The following is a 17,850-nucleotide window of genomic DNA, read 5'->3' as shown; positions in this document are numbered from 1 at the left end:
CGCACCGCCGGCGTGCTAGCTGCTCACACCGTCGTGGTCGTGGCCGCTGTGCCCACCGCTGCCGCTGTCGCCGCCCGTGGTCGGCTTCGAGACGACCGGCTTGCTGAGCGAGCTCAGGTCATGGGCGTACGTGCCGACCGCGTTCGCGATCACGTCGACGTTGATGTCGAGCGCCTTGTCGTTGATGTTGGTGATGTCGTCGCACTTCGCGTGGTAGCACTTGTCGTACGCGACGCCCGCCGTACCGCCGAACTTGGCTGCCTGCGCCGGGGTCTTGATGCCCTCGGCGCCCGTGAAGGTGCCGCCCGACGGGATGCCGACCTCGATGAAGGGGCCGTAGTCCGAGCGACCGCTGAAGTCGGTGCCCTCGTGCGGGAAGTTCTTGCTGTCGAGGAAGTCGTTGATGCCCTTCTCGAGCTGGGCGGAGCCCTCCGGGCCCGGACCCTCGCCGACGCCGTCCGAGTTGTCGCCGTCGTAGACGAACTGGCCGAAGTTCGGCGAGGCGATCATGTCGAAGTTGAGGTAGAGCTTGATCTTCGCCTTCTGCTCCGGGGTCAGCTTGGCGACGTAGTCCTCGGCGCCGAGCAGACCCAGCTCCTCCGCGGACCACCAGGCGAAGCGCACCTTGTTGGCGGGCTGCTTGCCGTTCTTGGTGGCCTTGGCGAGCTTCAGGGCGACCTCGATGAGGCCGGCCGAGCCCGAGGCGTTGTCGTTGATGCCGGGGCCCTCGGCGACCGAGTCCAGGTGGGCGCCGAGCATCACGGTCTTGTCGGCGTTGCCGCCCTTGGTCTCCGCGATGACGTTGCGCGTGGTCTTGTTCTGCTGGAGCTGGCGGATCTCCAGGTTGACCTTGACCGGGCCCTTGGCGATCTCGGCGGCCAGCGCCTCGCCCTCGGCCTGGGTGATGCCGCCGGTGGGGAGCTTGCCCTCGGCGGCGCTGTTCAGGGTGCCGTTGAGGTCGCCCGGAACGTTGTTGTAGATGATCGCGGCGGCCGCGCCCGCCTCGGCGGCGATCGCCTGCTTCTGCGCGAAGGGGCAGCCGCCGCGCTTGATCAGGGCGATCTTGCCGGTGAATCCGGCCGCGTAGTCGCCGATCTCGCAGCCCGTGGTGTCGTCGACCGGCACGGCCGCGAGGGTCGCGTTCAAGCCACCGACCGGAGTCGACTTCGTGTACGACATCGCGATGATCTTCACGTCGCGCTGCGTCGGCGAGGTGACCTTGAGGGTCTCGGCCTGCGTGGTGATCGAGACGAAGTCGAACTTCTCGTAGTGGACGTCGTACCCGGCGTTCTTCAGCAGGCTGTACACGTACGCGCCGGAGGCGTCGTGGCCCAGCGAACCTGCGGCGCGGTTGCCGCCCGCGGAGTCCGCTATCGCCTGGAACTGCTTGAGGTGCTGGAACGCGCCCGGCCCGGACGAGTCCGCCACCAGCTTCTTGGCCAGCTTGGCGGCCTCCTTCGCCGGGTCGGCGGCGGCGCGCTGCGCGGTCGCCGGGGTGGCGGCGGCGAGCAGGAGCGGGGTGGCGATCGCCAGGGACGCCAGCGCGGCCATGGATCTGCGACTGCGGGATGAAGCGTTCACAGAAGTCCTCTCGGTGCGAACAAATGTGAGGGGAAGTTAGCGATTCCGGGGGCGTCTGGGAATGCTTTTCCGAATACTCACGTGCCCGAGTGTGCGGACGGGGGTGCCGGGACGCGCGCGACGACGGCTGAATGGCGCTCTTGCGTCACCCCGGGTGCGTGTGCCACCAGTTGGGCCGCGCACCGGCCCGGGGCGTCAGTCCGTCAGGTGCAGCGAGAGGAGCTGGTCGAGGCCCTCCTTGATCTGGTCCGCCGTCGCGCCGCGGGTCGTGCGCAGGTGCTGGACGGCGCTCGGCGAGAGCGTGGCGAGCAGCAGATGGGCCACCAGGGCGGCGTTGGCGTGTGGCTGGATCTGGCCGATCAGCATCGCGACGTGGGTGTGCAGCGTCAGGTACGGAGCACCGTGGTAGCGGCCCTGCGGCGACGCGCTCTCGGCGGCCAGCAGCAGCTCCTGCTGCTCGGCGGTGCGGTCCGCCAGCGCGTGCAGGAACGCCCGCAGCCGTACCGCGGGCGGCGTCGGCGGGGCGGGCAGCGCGTCCGGGCCCAGCGGGGGCGGCCCGCTGATGAACGCCTCCTGGAACCGCTGCTCCCGGTCGTCCAGGAGGGCGTACAGGAGGTTCTGCACGTCGCCGAACCGCCGGTAGACGGTGCCGACCCCGATGCCGCTGGCGTGCGCGACCGCGTTCATGGTGAGGGCGGCGGCGCCCTTGTCGGCGACGATCCGCGCGGCGGCGTCCAGGATGCGGCGCCGGTTGCGGGCTGCGTCGGCGCGTTCCGGCGGCGGCCCCTCCGCGAGCGGCAGTGCGGCCCGGCCCACCGGCGGCGGGACGACGGGAGCGCCGGTGCCGGAGGGGCCGGCCGGGGCGGGGGACGAGGGCGGGGGCGGCGGCTGGGCGGGGGCGCTCTCGGGCTCGCTCATGGCCGGGAGCGTACCCGAAACGGACAGCTATCCACTTCTTCCCCGCCACCTCTTGCCAACCGGATAGCCATCCGCTTAACGTCAGCGGCGTCAACTCAAGCGGATGGCAGTCCGGTTGAGAGCCACGGGAGCGCACGCCTGACGCACACCCCCGGAAAGGCCCCGCCATGACCGTCCCCGGCCCCGCGCCCATGCCCACGCCTACGCCCATGCCCGCTCCCGCGCCCGCTCCCGCTCCCGCGCCCGCGCCCGCGGAGAGTGCGGAGTGAGACGCCAACTCCGCGAAGCAGCCGCCGAGTTGGTTCTCACGGCCGCTCTGCTCCTCCTCGTCTCGACCGTCGTACGGTGGCTCCTCGCCCCGGACTCCCCGGCGGTCGCCGCCGTCCCGGACCCCACCCTCCGCCTCGCCGGGGTGGCCCTCGCGGTCGGCGCGGCCATCGCCCTCGTGATGTCGCCCCCCGCGCGGCGCTTCACCGCCGGGCACCTCAACCCGGCGGTCACCGTCGGCCTGTGGGCGCTGCGGGAGTTCCCCGGCCGGGCGGTGCTGCCCTTCGTCGCGGCGCAACTGACGGGCTCGGCGCTGGGCACGGGGCTCGGCCGCGCGGTGTGGGGCCCGATGGCCGACACGGCGGCGGTGGCGCCGGGGGAGACCTGGAGCGGAACGGCCGTGCTGGCGCTGGAGGCGGCCGCGATGGCCGCGATGACGCTGCTCGCGGCGTACGCGCTGATCGCTCCCCGCCTCGCCCGCGCGCTGCCAGTGCTGATGGGCGGGTCCGTGGCGGCGGCGATCGTCGGGCTCGGCCCGGTCACCGGGGGCTCGGTCAACCCGGCCCGGCAGTTCGGCCCCGCACTGTGGTCGGGGCAGACCGCGCACCTGGCCGCGTACGTGCTGGCACCGGTGCTGGGAGCGCTGCTGGCGGCGGCCGCGTTCAGGATCGTACGGGCACGGGCACGCACTCATGTGCGGCCTCGGGTACGGTCGTTGGGGCCGCCGCACGCGCTCTGAAGCGCCCGCGCACGCGCTCTGAAGCAGCCGCGCACGCGCTCTGACGTGCCCGCGCACGCGCCCCTGTGAAACACCCCACAGAGAAAACACACGCCCCGTGGGCAACTGTCGCGAATGCCCGTGTTCGTGCGAGCGGCAGTCGGCCGACGGCCCGGCGGGGTGTGGATTTCTCCTTCTCCCACCCGCTCTCCGGTCGTACGATCACGGGGCCGCCGCCCGCGTGAGGCAGCACTCCGCAGCGGCGCCCCACCTCTTTCCTCGCCTTTCCTCGTTCCGAGGTCTCTCCGAACCGGAGACCCCTTCCCAGAAAAGGGCCCGCGTGAAGATACGCCGCATGCTCGCGACGGCCGTCGTCGCCGCCGTCACCACCCCCGCACTGCTCCTGTCCGTCGCCCCCGCGTTCGCCGCCGACGCCCCGCCGGCGGCCGGCCAGGCGCAGGACGCGAAGCCGAAGCCGACCCCGGCCGAGCTGGAGAAGCTCAAGAAGGCCATGGACGAGGCGAAGACGGCGTACGACACCGCCGCCGCCAAGGCCGCGGCGGCGCAGAAGTACGCCGACGAGTACCTGAACCCCGACAGCCCCGCCCGCAAGCCGATCGCCGAGGCCAAGAAGGCGGCCGAGGAGGCGGGCGCCGCGCTGACCGCAGCCAAGGCGGAGCTGACGAAGGCCGAGGAGGCCCTCGCCAACCTGCCCAAGGACGCCCCCGAGGCGGATGTCACCAAGGCGAAGGAAGCCGTCAAGGCGGCGGACGACAAGCACAAGCTCGCCGTCACGGCCAAGTCGGACGCCGACAGGACCCTCTCGTTCACCGAGGGCAACCTCTTCAAGGGCTACATGGACGCCAAGACGAAGGCCGCCGAGGCGGCCATCGCGGCGGAAAGCGCGAAGAAGGTGTACGACGACGCGGCCAAGGCGTACAAGGACGCCGAGGCCGCGGCGGGCAAGCCGGACCCGACCAAGCCCCCGGTGGACCCGACCAAGCCCCCCGTCGACCCCACCAAGCCGCCGGTCGACCCCACGAAGCCGCCGGTGGACCCGACCAAGCCGCCCGTCGACGACGAGTGCAAGGTCGGCCCCGAGCTGCGCACCACGCTGGTCGGGCTGCCCGGCAAGGTCGTCGCCGGTACGACGGTGAACTTCACGCTGCGCGTCACCAACGGCACCGGCAAGAAGGTCGACGAGATCAAGCCGTTCGCCGTGGTCTACGGCCACGACAACAAGAACTTCGACGACATCAGCAAGCTGCTGCGCCTCCAGGCCGCCGGCGCGGGCTCCGACGACTGGAAGGACGTCAAGGAGGCCGAGTACGCGGGGACCGTCACCAACCTGGACGCCGGGAAGTCCGCCGACCTGAAGCTGCGCCTGACGGTCGACAAGAAGGCCCCGGCCGCCGACGGCATCGCCTTCGCCGCCGGTGACTACGCCAACGAGGACGGCTCCTGCGGCGGCAACGACCTGACGGAGTACACGTTCTCGATCCTCACCGCGGGCAGCGACCCCGGCAAGGTCCCGGACGCCAAGCCCGGCAAGGTTGCGAACCCCGCCAACGTCCCGGTCCCGCAGGGCGGCGCGAGCGCCACCCCGGTCACCACGGACGCGGGCAACCTCGCCGCGACCGGCTCCGCCGGCACCCCGCAGGTCGCCCTCGCGGCGGGCGCGGCGGTCGTGCTCGGCGCGGGCGCGATGTTCGTCGTACGACGCAGGAAGGCGGGCCAGGAGGCCTGAGCGTGACGGCCCGGGGGGCCTGAGCGGTACCGGAGGGGCGGGGAGCCGTGCGGCTCCCCGCCCCTCCCTTCGTCCACCCGCCCGGCCAGGGGCTCTTCCGCCCTCACTTCCCGAGCAGGCCCCGCACCGCCGCCCGGTCGACGTTCGTCAGCGCCCGCACGACCTTCGGCGTCAGGAACACGATCGCGAAGCCGACCAGGGAGGCCGCCGCGAGCTGGATCGGCGAGGTGATGTCGTACGTGTGCCGGATGCCGCCGGAGGTGTAGTCGTACACCCGGTACCCCTCCCACCCCTCGATGTACTTCCCGAAGACCCAGTTGTACGCGGGCAGCAGCGTCACGACCCACCCGGTCACCAGGAACGTCGTCGCCACCACGAAGCTGACGACGCGGTACGGGAACATCACCACCTGGAACAGCAGCGCCTTCCACCCGGCGGCGTCCGTGAGCCGGGCCCGCGTCGCGCCCCAGAGCCCGTCCCGCTCCGCCACGACCGGAGCCGGGCCCGCCACGTCGATCCCCAGTCCGTGCCGCGCCCGCACGCGCTCGGCGGCCCCGAGCCCGCGCGCCCCGGTGAGCAGCACGGCCAGCAGCGGCAGCCCGAGAACGGTGACGGCGAGCCCGGCCCCCGCCGAGAACAGCGCGACGCTGAACACGAACCCGACGACCGCCACCGGCAGCGAGGTGATCGTGTACCCGATCTCGCGGAAGGTGGAACCGGCGAACGGGGCCCGCAGGAACTCGAGCTCGTGAGCGTCACCGGAGGTGGTGCGGGAGGAGACGGGGGCGGTGGCGTACGCGGTCATGCCGGGCCTCGAAATTCATCGCGGAGGGGACGGTTCGCAACGTGTTCGTTGACAAGGACCACGATCCCGAATCCCCAGGCCGGAGGACATGGGGCCGCCTGCCCGATCCGGGGTGGTGCTACCCCCCCCTGCCGACGGTGAGTGCCTCCCACCTCCTCTCGGACACCGAGCGCCGTGTCCTGGAAGCCCTCGCCCGCACGGACAAGGACGAGACCGCCACCCGGCACCCGGCACCCTGCACCCTGCACCCGGTCAGCCCGGTCAGCCCGGTCAGCCTGGTCAGCCCGGTCAGTCCCGCCCGATGTGCTCCGGGTCGACGTGGCGCCGTACGAGCGGGAGAGCCGCGAGCCCCGCGACCACCAGCATCCCCAGCGCGCTCGCGAGGAGGAGCGGAAGTCCGTCCGCGTCCCAGAAGACGTCGCCGCCGCCGGTGATGAGGTAGCTGGACTCGGCGAGCCGCCCGGCGACGAGCGCGGCGGCGAGACCGATGCCGAGGGGGAGCAGGACCTGCACGCACTGGACGGTGCGCAGGGTGGCCGGGCGGGCGCCCAGCAGCGCGAGGGCGGTGACCTGCCCTCGGCGTTCCATGGCGCGGTCCGCGACGGACACGACGAAGGCGGCGACGCCGATGAGGAGGCCGAGGACCATGCCGGAGGCGAGGAGGCTCTTGATGACGGTGATCTGTTGCAGGGCCTCGACGTTGACGCCGACGGCCTCGACGTCGGCGGTGGGGGCGAGGGTGCCGATGCCGTTGAGCGCGGTGCGCACGGCCGTGGGTTCGGAGCCGGTGACGACGAGGAGGTCGCCCTTCGCGGGGAGTGTGCCGGCGGGCAGCAGCGAGGGCGGAATGCGTACGTCCGCACTGGTGAGCGCCGAGGGCTGGCGGGCATGAAGGGTGAGGCGGTCGTGCGGGAGGGTGAGGGAGAGCTTCTCGGCACGGGCCGGGGAGGGTCCTGCCGACGGCCGGAGGAGGAAGGGGAAGGCCGCTCCGGGGCGCGCGTCGAGGTTTTCGGAGGTGTCGGGGTCGGTCAGGCGCTGGACCCTTCCGTCGACGCAGCCGGGGGCCAGGTCGGCGAAGGCGGCGAGTTGCGCGCAGGTGGCGACGACGGCGTTGATGCGGGGCGCGGGGTTGCTCAGGTCGGGGATCCAGGACTCGGCGGTCAGGGCCTGCGCGCGTACGCCGTCCACCCGGGCCATGCGGGCGCGCTGCTCCGGGGTCACGTCGCCGAGGGTGACCCGGTACTCCTGGGTGGGGGAGGTCGGCCGGCTGATCTGGCTGAGCTCGACGAGTACGCCCTGGGTGAGCGAGGCGGCGTACACGAGGAGGACCAGGCCGGTGACGACGCGCAGGGAGCTGCCGGGCTCGACCTCGTTGCGGCGCATGGCGAGGGTGAGCGGGAGCGACTGGGCGCGTCCGGCGATGCGGCGGGCCAGCCAGGAGGTGATGGGGCCGAGCGAGAGGACGAGCCCGGCACCGGTCAGCAGGACCGCCGCCGGAACGAGTACGGCGTCGGCGGGGCCCTCGGCGGGGGTGCGCCCCAGAGCGCCGAGGACGCAGTAGCCGGTGATGACGCCGAGGCCCGGCAGCAGCAGGAGCAGCCCGTACGGACGCGGCGGTGTGCGCTGCGCCGGACGCTGAGCGGCGAGAGGGCGGCCTCCCGGGCATGGTGCCGCCCGACGAACCAGGCCAGGGCGGGGCAGCCGAGCAGGCATGCGGCCAGGGTCGGGGCGGCGGGGCGACCGTCGGCCGCGTACCACCGGAGCCCGGGCAGGCCGACGCGGGCCACGACCTCGTTGACGAGGAGGTACGCGCCGATTCCGAGCAGTGCGCCGAGGAGCGCGGCGGCGACGGTTTCGACCGCGTTGACGCGCAGGGTTCCCTTGATGCTGAGGCCGAGCAGCCGCAGCAAGGCGAGCCTGCGGGACCGCGACTCGGCGGACAGCCGCGCGCACACGGACAGGAACACGGCGAGTGGCAGCAGGACCAGGCAGGCCAGGGTGAAGCGCAGGATGTCGAGGGTGGAGGCGTCCACGGCGGGGGACGGGGAGTGCGAGGACCCGAAGGAGGCCAACGGGCGTGCGTCGCGCGGAATCCCTGCCCGGGTCTGCCCGAGGTAGGCGTACAGCTCGTCGGGCCCGGCGAGCCCGGCCGCCCCGATGGTCCCGGTGACACGTCCGGGCAGGAGCCCCGCGAGGCCGGGTTCGGCGGCCAGGACTTCGCGCAGCCGGGGCGAGACGTACACCTCGCCGGGCGCGGGAAGCCGCTCCAGGCCGGGCGGCACGGGGGCGGGTCCTGCGACCGGGCGGGCGACGAGGACGCGCGTGAACGGCTGCGCGCCGTACGGGTCCTGGCGGGTGAGGAAGAGGGTGTCGGCGGCCGACCGGGCGTGCATCACCTCGGGAACGTCCTGCGGGGCGCGGGCGGCGGAACGCCCGTCGTGGGCGGAGAGGATGGCCGGAATGGTCAGCACGGCGGCCAGGCAGGCCACCCCGAGCGAGCACCCGAGCGACATCAGCAGGAAGCGGACCCGCCCCGTGCGTTCGCCGGACCACAGCAGCCGCAGTCCGAGCAGAACGGTGCTCGTGCCGGACGGCCGCGCGGCCTTCACACCGCCACCCGCTGGGTGAGGACGCCGTCGGTCATCGTGTACTGGCTGTCGGCGTGGGCGGCCACGTCCGCGTCGTGCGTCACGATCACCACCGCCGTGCCCTGTGAGCGCGCCAGACGCAGGAACTCCTCCAGTACGGCGGCGGCGTTGGCACTGTCCAGCGCTCCGGTCGGCTCGTCCGCGAACACCACGGCCGGCCGGTGCACGAGCGCCCGCGCGACCGCCACCCGCTGGCTCTGCCCACCGGACACCTGAGAAGGCCGCCGCTGCTTCAGCTCCCCGAGCCCCAACCGCTCCAGCACCTCGCCCGCCGCCGCATGCGCCGGGGCCTTGCGCTGCCCCGCGAGACGCAACGGCAAGGCGGCGTTCTCCTCGACCGTGAGCTCGGGCAACAACTCCCCGTACTGGAAGACGAACCCGAAGCGCTCACGCCGCAGGGTGCTCAACGCGTCGTCGGAGAGCCCGGAGAACGCGACCCCCTCGAAAGACACCACCCCCTTCGACGGCGCGAGCACCCCCGCCAGGCAGTACAGCAACGACGACTTCCCGGACCCGCTGGCCCCCATGACCGCGGCGACCTCCCCGCGACACAGGGCGAAGTCCGCACCACGGACGGCCCGTTGCGATCCGTAGAGCAGGTCCACGCCCCGGGCCCGAAGAATGACGTCCATGGTGATGCGAACTCCCTTGTACGGCGGAGGCCGCGCCGATCGCATCGGCCGGACCTCCGCGTCGGCCGACCGCCGGCCACCGGTCGGAGCACCCCCTGACGGACGGGCCGTCCCGGCGCGGCAAGCCCTCGCTGATCACCTCGCGGCTGCGCCGCACCCTCGTACCGGTCGGCCCGGGAGAGCGCCGTACGCGACTATGGCGGGCCGTACGACTGCCACCACACGGTGAAGTGCCGACTGGCCCCGCGCCGCCCAGCACGACTGCCCTGCTGGTGGCGGTGTGCGGCGGGTGAGGGCTCGGGAGGGGAGAGTCACCCGGACGAGTGCGGTGATCGAACCGCGGGCCTGCTCCTGGGCCCGTTGAGGCCGGCTCGGGCGCGACGACGGGACAACCGGCGGAGCAGCCCACGGGCACGCCGGTCCCGCTGTCCTTTGTGGCAGTGCCACTGGGAAGCGTTCTCAGCGGAGGTACGGCACCCCCACACGACGAAGGCCCCAACCGGAAACCGGTCGGGGCCTTCGTCTGCCCTGCTGGGCGGGTGCGGAGGATACGAGATTCGAACTCGTGAGGGGTTGCCCCCAACACGCTTTCAAAGTCTGGTCGTTGCCGCGCCGAGTTGGTGCGGAGCCGTTCACCTGCATTCATGTCATGCCGCTGCGGGTCCGTTGAATCGGCTGCGTACGCCAACGGACGCTGCTGGACCTTGGCGACTGAGACGGAAACTGAGACGGTGACGCATCGCTCTCAGCGCTATCGGCGCTTCCTCAGGACCGTCTGATCCGGGTCGTAAGGTTCCGGCGTGCTGCGTCCTGTTCGAGAGACCCCCAGTATCGGGCGACCCGCCTCCTGGCTGTAGTAGGTGTCGATCTGCACTGCGGTGATGCGGGCCGTGCGATACCTACCGGTCGATGCCTGGATCAGGATGGTGTCACCCGCTGCAAGCTCAGAGGCTTTTACCCTCTCGGTGTTCCGCAGAGTGGGCGCGTTGCGATCATCTACTTCTCGGTACCACTGCTGAAGGCTGGCTGAGCGTTCCTCGTTGGATCGTTGGATTGCCGCGAGCACTTCACGCTGCTGCTGGACTACTGCTCGCGCCAGCTCCACATGCTGTGACACCTCGAGGGCTGGGGGCCAGGTTTCAGGGCGTTGTGGGTTGGTGAGCTCTCTCTCAAGATGATCAGTTATGGAGCTCAGGAGGTCCAAGAGGTCGCGTTCAGAAGCCATATGCCGATCATGCCGGACCACGTAGGCCGGTGGAGCGGCTTTGGGCTGGAGCTGCTTTGGGGCGAGTGATCAGGGACCCTTACGCTGGCCGCGATTCGGGCAGTCACTGGACCTGCCCGCAAAGCCCGAATCTGGGGCCCTGATCGTAGAGGCTCGCCCCAAAGTGGCTGCCTAACGAGTTGGTGCGTGATAGCGGGTGAGGCATCGTTGCTGGCAAGTGGCATGATCCGATTGTGGCGATCATGGTCAATCGGGCGGTCCTGGCGCATCGGCTGTTCACTGGAATCTCACGGCATCATCTGGCTTGCTTGATCGAGGAGTTGGCCGTGCCGTGGCAGGCCGGTGCCGAAGGCCGCCGCCATGCTGCACGAGGCGGGATCAGGAAGCGGGCAGCGGGTGCCGGCGCCCGTCACCAGCTGGTGTTCGTCGACCGGCTGGTGGCCACGTTGATCCATCTGCGCCATGATCTGCCGCACTCGGTTCTTGGCCTGCTGTTCAGCGTCGACCGCTCCACCATCACCCGCGCGATCGGGGAGATACGTCACCCCCTGTCCGAGCGGGGGTGCGCGGTCCCCGACCGCCCCGGCCTGCGTCTGCGGACGCTGCCGGACGTTTTCGCCTACGCCCAGGCCGAAGGCATCGAGCTGCGGCTGGACGCCACCGAGATCCAGGTCCGCAGACCGCCGGCCAACCGCGGCGGTCGCCGTGCGTTCGTCTCGGGCAAGAAGAAGCAGAACACCATGAAGGCCACCGTGACCGCCGACCGGCGGGGCCGCACTCTATGGACCGATGCCTTGCGACCTGCACGTATGCACGATGCCACGGCCGCCCGCAATGAGGGCATCGCCGTCTGTTTCCAGCACTTCTCCGACGCCGAGGTCCTCCTGGACGACGGCTGCCTCGGCCTCAGTCGCGACCACCGAGGACAAGCGATCACACCACCCAGAAAGCCCCGGCCGGGAGCACTGCCCGGCAGAGTTGAGCAGTGGCAACGCGACCGCCACGACCACGCGCCCGACCGCATCAGCGTCGAACACGCCCTCGCCGACCACGCACGCTGGAAACAACTGACGCGCTGGACCCACCGCCGCGACCGCCTGCCCGACACCTACCGCGCCATCGCCGGCCTCGTCTCCGACCGAACCAACAACGACTGACAACACGCCAGGACCAAACCAAAGACGCCTCACCCGCTATCACGCACCAACTCGTAAGACCTGGCTTGAACACTGGGTAGACAACATTGCCAAGAAGTACGTCAGCGAGAACAGCTACGACGGCTACGAGGTAGATGTGCGCGTTCACCTGGTGCCGGGGCCTGGGGGCTCACAAGCTGGAGCGCTTGGAGCCGGAACACCTGGAAGCCTTCTACGAGCTGATGCAGACGCGGGGGAGCGCTGCCGGAACGGCCCACCACGTTCACCGGACGATCCGGGTCGCGCTCGGTGAGGCGGTCAAGCGTGGGTACGTCACGCGGAACGTCGCTGAGATCGCCGAGGCTCCGCGTCTCGAAGAAGAGGACATCGAGCCGTACTCGATCGAGGAAGTGCAGAGCCTCTTGCTGGAGGCGTCGAAGCTGCGCAACAGCGCCCGGTGGGTCGTGGCCCTGGTTCTCGGTCTGCGGCAGGGCGAAGCGCTCGGACTGAAGTGGGAGGACGTCTACCTGGACGCCGGATACATCCGCACGAGGAAGAACCGGCTGCGCCCGAAGTACGCGCACGGCTGCGGCGACACCTGTGGTCGCAAGCCCGGGTGCTGCCCGAAGCGCGAACAGACCCGGCGGGAGTTCAAGAACACGAAGTCCCGCGCCGGGCGTCGGACGATCGGCCTGCCCGACCCGGTGACCAAGATTCTTCTCAAGCACAAGGAAGATCAGGAGAGGGAGAGGCAGGAAGCCGGGGACCTTTGGGAGGACAAGGGGTACGTCTTCGCCTCAGAGACCGGGACACCGCTGATCCCGAACACCGACTACCACCGGTGGAAGCAACTGCTGGAGGACGCTGGGGTACGAGACGGGCGACTGCACGATGCACGTCACACGGCCGCGACGGTCCTGCTCCTGCTCGGGCCCCCGATGTGGCGGTCGACGCAATCATGGGCTGAGAGCCTGGCGGTGCCGCTCGGATGCGCGCCCGGTGCATGCACGTCACCGGTCCGATGCTGAAGAAGGTGGCCGATCAGGTGGGCGTCGCGCTCTGGGGCTTGCCGGACCCGGACTGAGACGGAGAAAGACGAAGGCCCGAACCGCTTTCACGGTCCGGGCCTTCTGCCTGCGGAGGATACGAGATTCGAACTCGTGAGGGGTTGCCCCCAACACGCTTTCCAAGCGTGCGCCCTAGGCCACTAGGCGAATCCTCCGCCGCAAACAATACAAGACGTTGAGGGGTGCTTGCGACCGCCTTCCCCGGGCGGGGGTCCCGGAGGATTCGCAGGTGGGCCCGGGTCGTCAGGGGCGGGGGCGATCCGCTAGGGTGGGGTCCAGCCCCTCACGTGGCGCTATCTGACTGAACTCCCCCAGGGCCGGAAGGCAGCAAGGGTAGGTTGGCTCTGGCGGGTGCGTGGGGGGTCTTTGCGTTTCCGGCGAGGCGTTCTCGGGGCGGGGCCGGTTGTCGGTGGGTCCCGATAACCTCGTAGGTGTGTCGTCCCTTGCGTTGTACCGCCGTTATCGCCCCGAGTCGTTCGCCGAGGTCATCGGGCAGGAGCATGTCACTGTCCCGCTCATGCAGGCCCTGCGGAACAACCGGGTCAACCACGCGTACCTGTTCAGCGGGCCGCGGGGTTGTGGAAAGACGACCAGCGCCCGGATCCTGGCGCGCTGCCTGAACTGCGAGCAGGGGCCGACCCCCACGCCCTGCGGTGAGTGCCAGTCCTGCCAGGACCTCGCGAGGAACGGGCGCGGGTCCATCGACGTCATCGAGATCGACGCGGCTTCGCACGGTGGCGTGGACGATGCGCGTGACCTGCGGGAAAAGGCGTTCTTCGGGCCTGCCAGCAGTCGGTACAAGATCTACATCATCGACGAGGCGCACATGGTCACGTCGGCGGGCTTCAACGCGCTGCTGAAGGTCGTCGAGGAACCGCCGGAGCACCTGAAGTTCATCTTCGCGACGACGGAGCCCGAGAAGGTCATCGGGACCATCCGGTCGCGCACGCATCACTACCCGTTCCGGCTGGTGCCGCCGGGGACGCTGCGGGACTACCTCGGCGAGGTCTGCGGCAAGGAGGGCATCCCGGTCGCGGACGGTGTGCTTCCGCTCGTGGTGCGGGCCGGGGCCGGGTCCGTACGGGACTCGATGTCGGTCATGGACCAGCTCCTGGCCGGCGCCGCCGACGACGGTGTGACATACGCCATGGCGACCGGGCTGCTCGGTTACACGGACGGGTCGCTGCTCGATTCCGTCGTGGACGCCTTCGCGGCCGGGGACGGCGCGGCTGCCTTCGAGGTGGTCGACCGGGTCATCGAGGGGGGCAACGATCCGCGGCGGTTCGTGGCGGACCTGTTGGAGCGGTTGCGGGACCTGGTGATTCTGGCGGCCGTTCCGGACGCGGGGGAGAAGGGGCTGATCGACGCCCCCGCCGACGTGGTCGAGCGGATGCAGGCGCAGGCCTCCGTCTTCGGCGCTGCCGAGCTGAGCCGCGCCGCCGACCTGGTCAATTCCGGGCTCACGGAGATGCGCGGGGCCACCTCGCCGAGGTTGCAGCTCGAGCTGATCTGCGCGCGGGTGCTGCTGCCCGCGGCGTTCGACGACGAGCGGTCGGTGCAGGCGCGGCTGGAGCGGCTGGAGCGGGGCGGGGCCGGCGCGGGCGGCGGGGCGTTCATGGCGGGCGGGGGCATGCAGGGGATGCCGCCTGTCGGGTACGTTCCGGGACCCGAGGCGCACGGGGCTCCTGCGGCGGTGCCCTCCGCGCCTCCCGCAGCGCCGGTGGCTCCTGCCGCCCCCGTGCAGGCCCCGGTCGCGTCCGCGCCGGTGGCGCAGGGGTCCGCTCCCGCTCCGGCTCCCGCGCGGCGGCCGGGCGGGTGGCCCACCACGTCCGCTCTCGGGGCGGGACGGCCCGAGCCCACCGCGCAGACGCAGGCCACGGCACCGGTGGCTGTCGCGCCGTCCGGACCGACGCAGGCCGCGCCCAGCCCGGCGGCCGCGCAGGGCGCCGCCCAGGTGCGGAACATGTGGCCGAACATCCTGGAGGCCGTCAAGAACAAGCGGCGCTTCACCTGGATCCTGCTCAGCCAGAACGCCCAGGTGGCCGGTTTCGACGGCACCACGCTCCAGGTCGGCTTCCTGAACGCCGGCGCCCGCGACAACTTCGCGAGCAGCGGCAGTGAGGACGTGCTCAAGCAGGTGCTCGCCGAGTCCTTCCAGGTGCAGTGGCGGATCGAGTCCGTCGTGGACGCGGGCGGCGCCGGTGCCGGCGGGCCCGGCGGGGGCCCCGCGGCGGGCCCGTCCGGCGGGTTCGGTGGCGGGAGCTTCGGCGGGGGTGGCGGCTTCGGCGGAGGCGGCGGTGGCGGTGGCTTCGGGGGCGGCAGCGCTCCCGCGCCGTCCGCCGCACCGCGCCCGCCGCAGGACATGGCCGCGCCGGGGGGCGGCGGGCCCGTGTCGCAGGCGGCGACGTCGTACGCACCTGTTCAGGCCGTAGCCCCCGCGCCCGCACCTGCGTCCGCGCCACAGACCTCCTACTCGTCCGCCCCGGCCCCCGCGGCCCCGCCGCAGTCCGCGCCGGCCCCGCAGCGCAGGCCCGTCTCCGCCGAGGACGACGTACCGGAGGACGACGATCCGGACCTCCAGGAGGACGCGCTGTCGGGCTATGACCTGATCGTCCGCGAACTGGGCGCGACGGTCGTCGAGGAGTTCGTCAACGAGTAGTGGCGCGGCGGGGGCCGTGGGCTGTGCGGGGAGGGTTCTCTCGGCATTGGTCGTGCCAGGGATGGTTCTCTCGGGCGGTGGCCGTCCCGGCGGGGCACGGCCGTTCCCGGCAGGGGCCTCTCGGGTGATGGCCGTCCCGGGGCGTGGCCGCCCCTGGCAGGAGCTCTCGCGGGTAGTGGCTGTGCCGGGCAGGGGCCCTCTCGGGCAGGGCCCCTCGGGCAGTGACCGCTCCACGACATGGCCGCCTCTGGCAGGGGCTCCTGCGAACAGTGGCCGTCCCGGACAGGTGCAGGCGCCCTCCCGGACGGTGACCGCCCCAGGCACGGGCCGCCGGACACCCGCCTCCCGGGGCACGCACCCCGCGCCGTAAGCCACTTCTCGGGCACGCACCCACAGGCACGCACCCTCCCAGGCGCGCACCCCCGCGCCGTAAGCCACCTCCCAGGCACGCACCCCCCCGGGCACGCACCCCGCGCCGTAAGCCACCTGCCAGGCACGCCCCCCGAGCACCCACCTCCCAGGCATGCCCCCCTCCCGGTACGCACCCCGCGCCGTAAGCCACCCCCCCCGGGCACCCACCCCCGGGCACGCCGCCCCCGCACCACCACCCCCTCCCCAGCCGACGGCCCACCCCCCACCCTCGTAGCAACCCACAACCCCCCACCCCCACCCTCCTGGGAGGGAACTCCAGCCCCGGAGCGACCGGCTCCCGTTCCAGGCCCTAGGCTTCACCCCGTGAAGGTCCTCGTCATCGGCGGCGGCGCCCGCGAACACGCCCTGTGCCGCTCTCTGTCCCTCGACCCCGACGTCACCGCCCTCTACTGCGCCCCCGGCAACGCCGGCATCGCGGAAGTGGCGGAGCTGCGTCCGGTCGATGCCCTCGACGGGGCCGCCGTCGCGCGCCTCGCCACCGAACTCGGCGCCGGTCTCGTCGTCGTCGGCCCGGAGGCCCCGCTCGTCGCGGGCGTCGCCGACGCCGTGCGCGAAGCCGGGATTCCGGTCTTCGGCCCGTCCGCGGAAGCCGCCGAACTGGAGGGCTCCAAGGCGTTCGCCAAGGACGTCATGGCCGCCGCCGAGGTGCCCACCGCCCGCAGTTACGTCTGCACCACGGCCGAGGAGATCGACTCCGCGCTGGCCGCTTTCGGCGCTCCGTACGTCGTGAAGGACGACGGTCTGGCCGCCGGCAAGGGCGTCGTGGTGACCGACGACGTCGAAGAGGCCCGGGCGCACGCCCTGGCCTGCGAGCGCGTCGTCATCGAGGAGTTCCTCGACGGGCCCGAGGTGTCGCTGTTCGCGATCACCGACGGCACCACCGTGCTCCCGCTCCAGCCCGCGCAGGACTTCAAGCGCGCACTGGACGGGGACCAGGGGCCCAACACCGGCGGCATGGGCGCGTATTCGCCGCTGCCGTGGGCCGATCCCAAGCTGGTCGACGAGGTCATGGAGTCCGTGCTCCAGCCCACCGTCGACGAGCTGAGGAGGCGCGGAACGCCGTTCTCCGGGCTGCTGTACGCCGGGCTGGCGATCACCTCCCGCGGCGTGCGCGTCATCGAGTTCAACGCCCGCTTCGGCGACCCGGAGACCCAGGTCGTGCTGGCCCGGCTCCGCACCCCCCTCGCCGCGGTCCTGCTCGGCGCAGCCAACGGCACGCTCGACACCCTGCCGCCGCTGGCCTGGCGCGACGACGCCGCCGTCACGGTGGTCATCGCCTCGCACAACTACCCCGGCACCCCCCGCACCGGCGACCCCGTCGAGGGCCTCGCCGACGTCGCCGCACAGGACGCGCCGTACGCCTACGTCCTCCACGCGGGCACCAGGAGCGACGGGGACGCCGTCCTCAGCGCCGGCGGGCGCGTGCTGTCGGTGACCGCCACCGGCGCCGACCTCACCGAGGCGCGCACCCGTGCGTACCGTGCGGTCGGACGGATCCGCCTCGACGGCTCGCAGCACCGTACGGACATCGCCGAGAAGGCCGCCGGGGCGGCAGCCCGGGCGGTCTCCGCGGAGGGCTGAGGCCGCCCCCAGCAGGTACGACACGAACCGGAGCACACCTGAGCCCCGGGTTCGCCCGGGAAGCCAGCACCTTTACCCAAAGCCATTCCATCGGGTGACGGCTCGTCCATCCGGATGACTCGTGCGGAAGCCCCAACTAGGGTGCCGCGCAAGCGTTCCGGCACTTGGCCCACCGACATTGCGTTGTCAGTGGCGGGTGCCACAGTGGGGATGTGACCAACCCATTGGCGGGCGAGCAGGGCAGAGGGGGTGAATCCGGTCGTGTCCGGTGTGTCTGATTCCGGTGCCAGTTCCACTGGCCCCGATTCTCGGTCCGGTTCTGGTTCCGAGGGCGCCGCGGAGCCCGGAGGGCCCGGCGCCACCGGAGGGCCCTTCGGCGGCTCCGGTGACTCCGGTGCCCTCGGTGGCTCCGGCGGATCTGGCGTCTCTGGTGG

Annotated in this window: 10 protein-coding genes, 1 tRNA gene, 1 other RNA gene and 2 pseudogenes; 7 read left to right on the top strand and 7 right to left on the bottom strand. The window is 71.8% G+C overall.

All coding sequences use genetic code 11. The annotated features are described in order from the left end of the window. Positions 1 to 15: 15 nt before the first annotated feature. A complete protein-coding gene (locus ACZ56L_RS05290) occupies positions 16 to 1,551 on the bottom strand; it encodes a M28 family metallopeptidase (protein ID WP_468692380.1) in 1,536 nt (511 codons plus the stop codon). A gap of 225 nt (positions 1,552 to 1,776) precedes the next feature. Then, complete coding sequence (locus ACZ56L_RS05285) at positions 1,777 to 2,499, bottom strand: TetR/AcrR family transcriptional regulator (protein ID WP_471061839.1); 723 nt, start codon at positions 2,497 to 2,499, stop codon at positions 1,777 to 1,779. Between the two features lie 265 nt (positions 2,500 to 2,764). Between ACZ56L_RS05285 and ACZ56L_RS05280 the strand changes: the two genes are divergently transcribed. Both ACZ56L_RS05280 and ACZ56L_RS05275 read left to right on the top strand, forming a co-directional pair. Beyond that, on the top strand, positions 2,765 to 3,505 hold the full coding sequence (locus ACZ56L_RS05280) for an aquaporin (protein ID WP_471061836.1): 741 nt from the start codon (positions 2,765 to 2,767) through the stop codon (positions 3,503 to 3,505). A 319-nt stretch (positions 3,506 to 3,824) separates the two neighbouring features. After that, positions 3,825 to 5,231, top strand: a complete 1,407-nt coding sequence (locus tag ACZ56L_RS05275; protein WP_471061833.1) for an LPXTG cell wall anchor domain-containing protein — start codon at positions 3,825 to 3,827, stop codon at positions 5,229 to 5,231. A 103-nt stretch (positions 5,232 to 5,334) separates the two neighbouring features. Here ACZ56L_RS05275 and ACZ56L_RS05270 read toward each other — a convergent pair whose 3' ends face one another. The 4 genes and pseudogenes from ACZ56L_RS05270 to ACZ56L_RS05255 form a co-directional block, all read right to left on the bottom strand. Further along, positions 5,335 to 6,036 (bottom strand): sensor domain-containing protein, encoded by a 702-nt coding sequence (locus ACZ56L_RS05270; RefSeq protein WP_468692351.1) that lies wholly within the window; start codon positions 6,034 to 6,036, stop codon positions 5,335 to 5,337. Between the two features lie 288 nt (positions 6,037 to 6,324). Beyond that, positions 6,325 to 8,549 (bottom strand): annotated as a pseudogene (locus ACZ56L_RS05265) (FtsX-like permease family protein). Positions 8,550 to 8,641: 92 nt separating this feature from the next. Then, positions 8,642 to 9,316: an ABC transporter ATP-binding protein gene (locus ACZ56L_RS05260; protein WP_471061828.1), complete on the bottom strand. Its 675-nt coding sequence runs from the start codon at positions 9,314 to 9,316 to the stop codon at positions 8,642 to 8,644. 751 nt (positions 9,317 to 10,067) lie between these two features. Continuing rightward, the gene (locus ACZ56L_RS05255) at positions 10,068 to 10,541 is read right to left on the bottom strand and encodes a hypothetical protein (RefSeq protein ID WP_471061825.1); all 474 of its coding nucleotides are present in this window, start codon (positions 10,539 to 10,541) and stop codon (positions 10,068 to 10,070) included. A gap of 242 nt (positions 10,542 to 10,783) precedes the next feature. Between ACZ56L_RS05255 and ACZ56L_RS05250 the strand changes: the two genes are divergently transcribed. Both ACZ56L_RS05250 and ACZ56L_RS05245 read left to right on the top strand, forming a co-directional pair. Then, a complete protein-coding gene (locus ACZ56L_RS05250; protein ID WP_471062801.1) occupies positions 10,784 to 11,698 on the top strand; it encodes a transposase in 915 nt (304 codons plus the stop codon). A gap of 55 nt (positions 11,699 to 11,753) precedes the next feature. Next, positions 11,754 to 12,761 (top strand): annotated as a pseudogene (locus tag ACZ56L_RS05245) (tyrosine-type recombinase/integrase); the annotation flags it as partial. A 53-nt stretch (positions 12,762 to 12,814) separates the two neighbouring features. On the opposite strand, the gene ACZ56L_RS05240 reads toward ACZ56L_RS05245, so the two are convergent. Continuing rightward, positions 12,815 to 12,899, bottom strand: a tRNA-Ser gene (locus ACZ56L_RS05240). 119 nt (positions 12,900 to 13,018) lie between these two features. Between ACZ56L_RS05240 and ffs the strand changes: the two genes are divergently transcribed. The 3 genes from ffs (at position 13,019) to purD (ending at position 17,416) form a co-directional block, all read left to right on the top strand. Beyond that, positions 13,019 to 13,115, top strand: an RNA gene (gene ffs / locus ACZ56L_RS05235) — signal recognition particle sRNA small type. Between the two features lie 62 nt (positions 13,116 to 13,177). Next, complete coding sequence (locus ACZ56L_RS05230; protein WP_471061822.1) at positions 13,178 to 15,403, top strand: DNA polymerase III subunit gamma and tau; 2,226 nt, start codon at positions 13,178 to 13,180, stop codon at positions 15,401 to 15,403. A gap of 735 nt (positions 15,404 to 16,138) precedes the next feature. After that, entirely contained in the window at positions 16,139 to 17,416 is a 1,278-nt protein-coding gene (purD, locus tag ACZ56L_RS05225; protein ID WP_468692347.1) for a phosphoribosylamine--glycine ligase, read from the top strand. Positions 17,417 to 17,850 lie beyond the last annotated feature (434 nt).

The organism is Streptomyces sp. NPDC039736, from assembly GCF_055596485.1.
The sequence above is the reverse complement of the archived record's forward strand: the minus strand, read 5'-3'. Positions and strand labels throughout refer to the sequence as shown.

What these genes read in the sequence shown, in the direction of transcription:
- ACZ56L_RS05290 (WP_468692380.1), bottom strand. Translation starts at nt 1,551, where the DNA reads ATGGCCGCGCTGGCGTCCCTGGCGATCGCCACCCCGCTCCTGCTCGCC.
- ACZ56L_RS05285 (WP_471061839.1), bottom strand. Translation starts at nt 2,499, where the DNA reads ATGAGCGAGCCCGAGAGCGCCCCCGCCCAGCCGCCGCCCCCGCCCTCG.
- ACZ56L_RS05270 (WP_468692351.1), bottom strand. Translation starts at nt 6,036, where the DNA reads ATGACCGCGTACGCCACCGCCCCCGTCTCCTCCCGCACCACCTCCGGT.
- ACZ56L_RS05260 (WP_471061828.1), bottom strand. Translation starts at nt 9,316, where the DNA reads ATGGACGTCATTCTTCGGGCCCGGGGCGTGGACCTGCTCTACGGATCG.
- ACZ56L_RS05255 (WP_471061825.1), bottom strand. Translation starts at nt 10,541, where the DNA reads ATGGCTTCTGAACGCGACCTCTTGGACCTCCTGAGCTCCATAACTGAT.
- ACZ56L_RS05250 (WP_471062801.1), top strand. Translation starts at nt 10,784, where the DNA reads ATGGTCAATCGGGCGGTCCTGGCGCATCGGCTGTTCACTGGAATCTCA.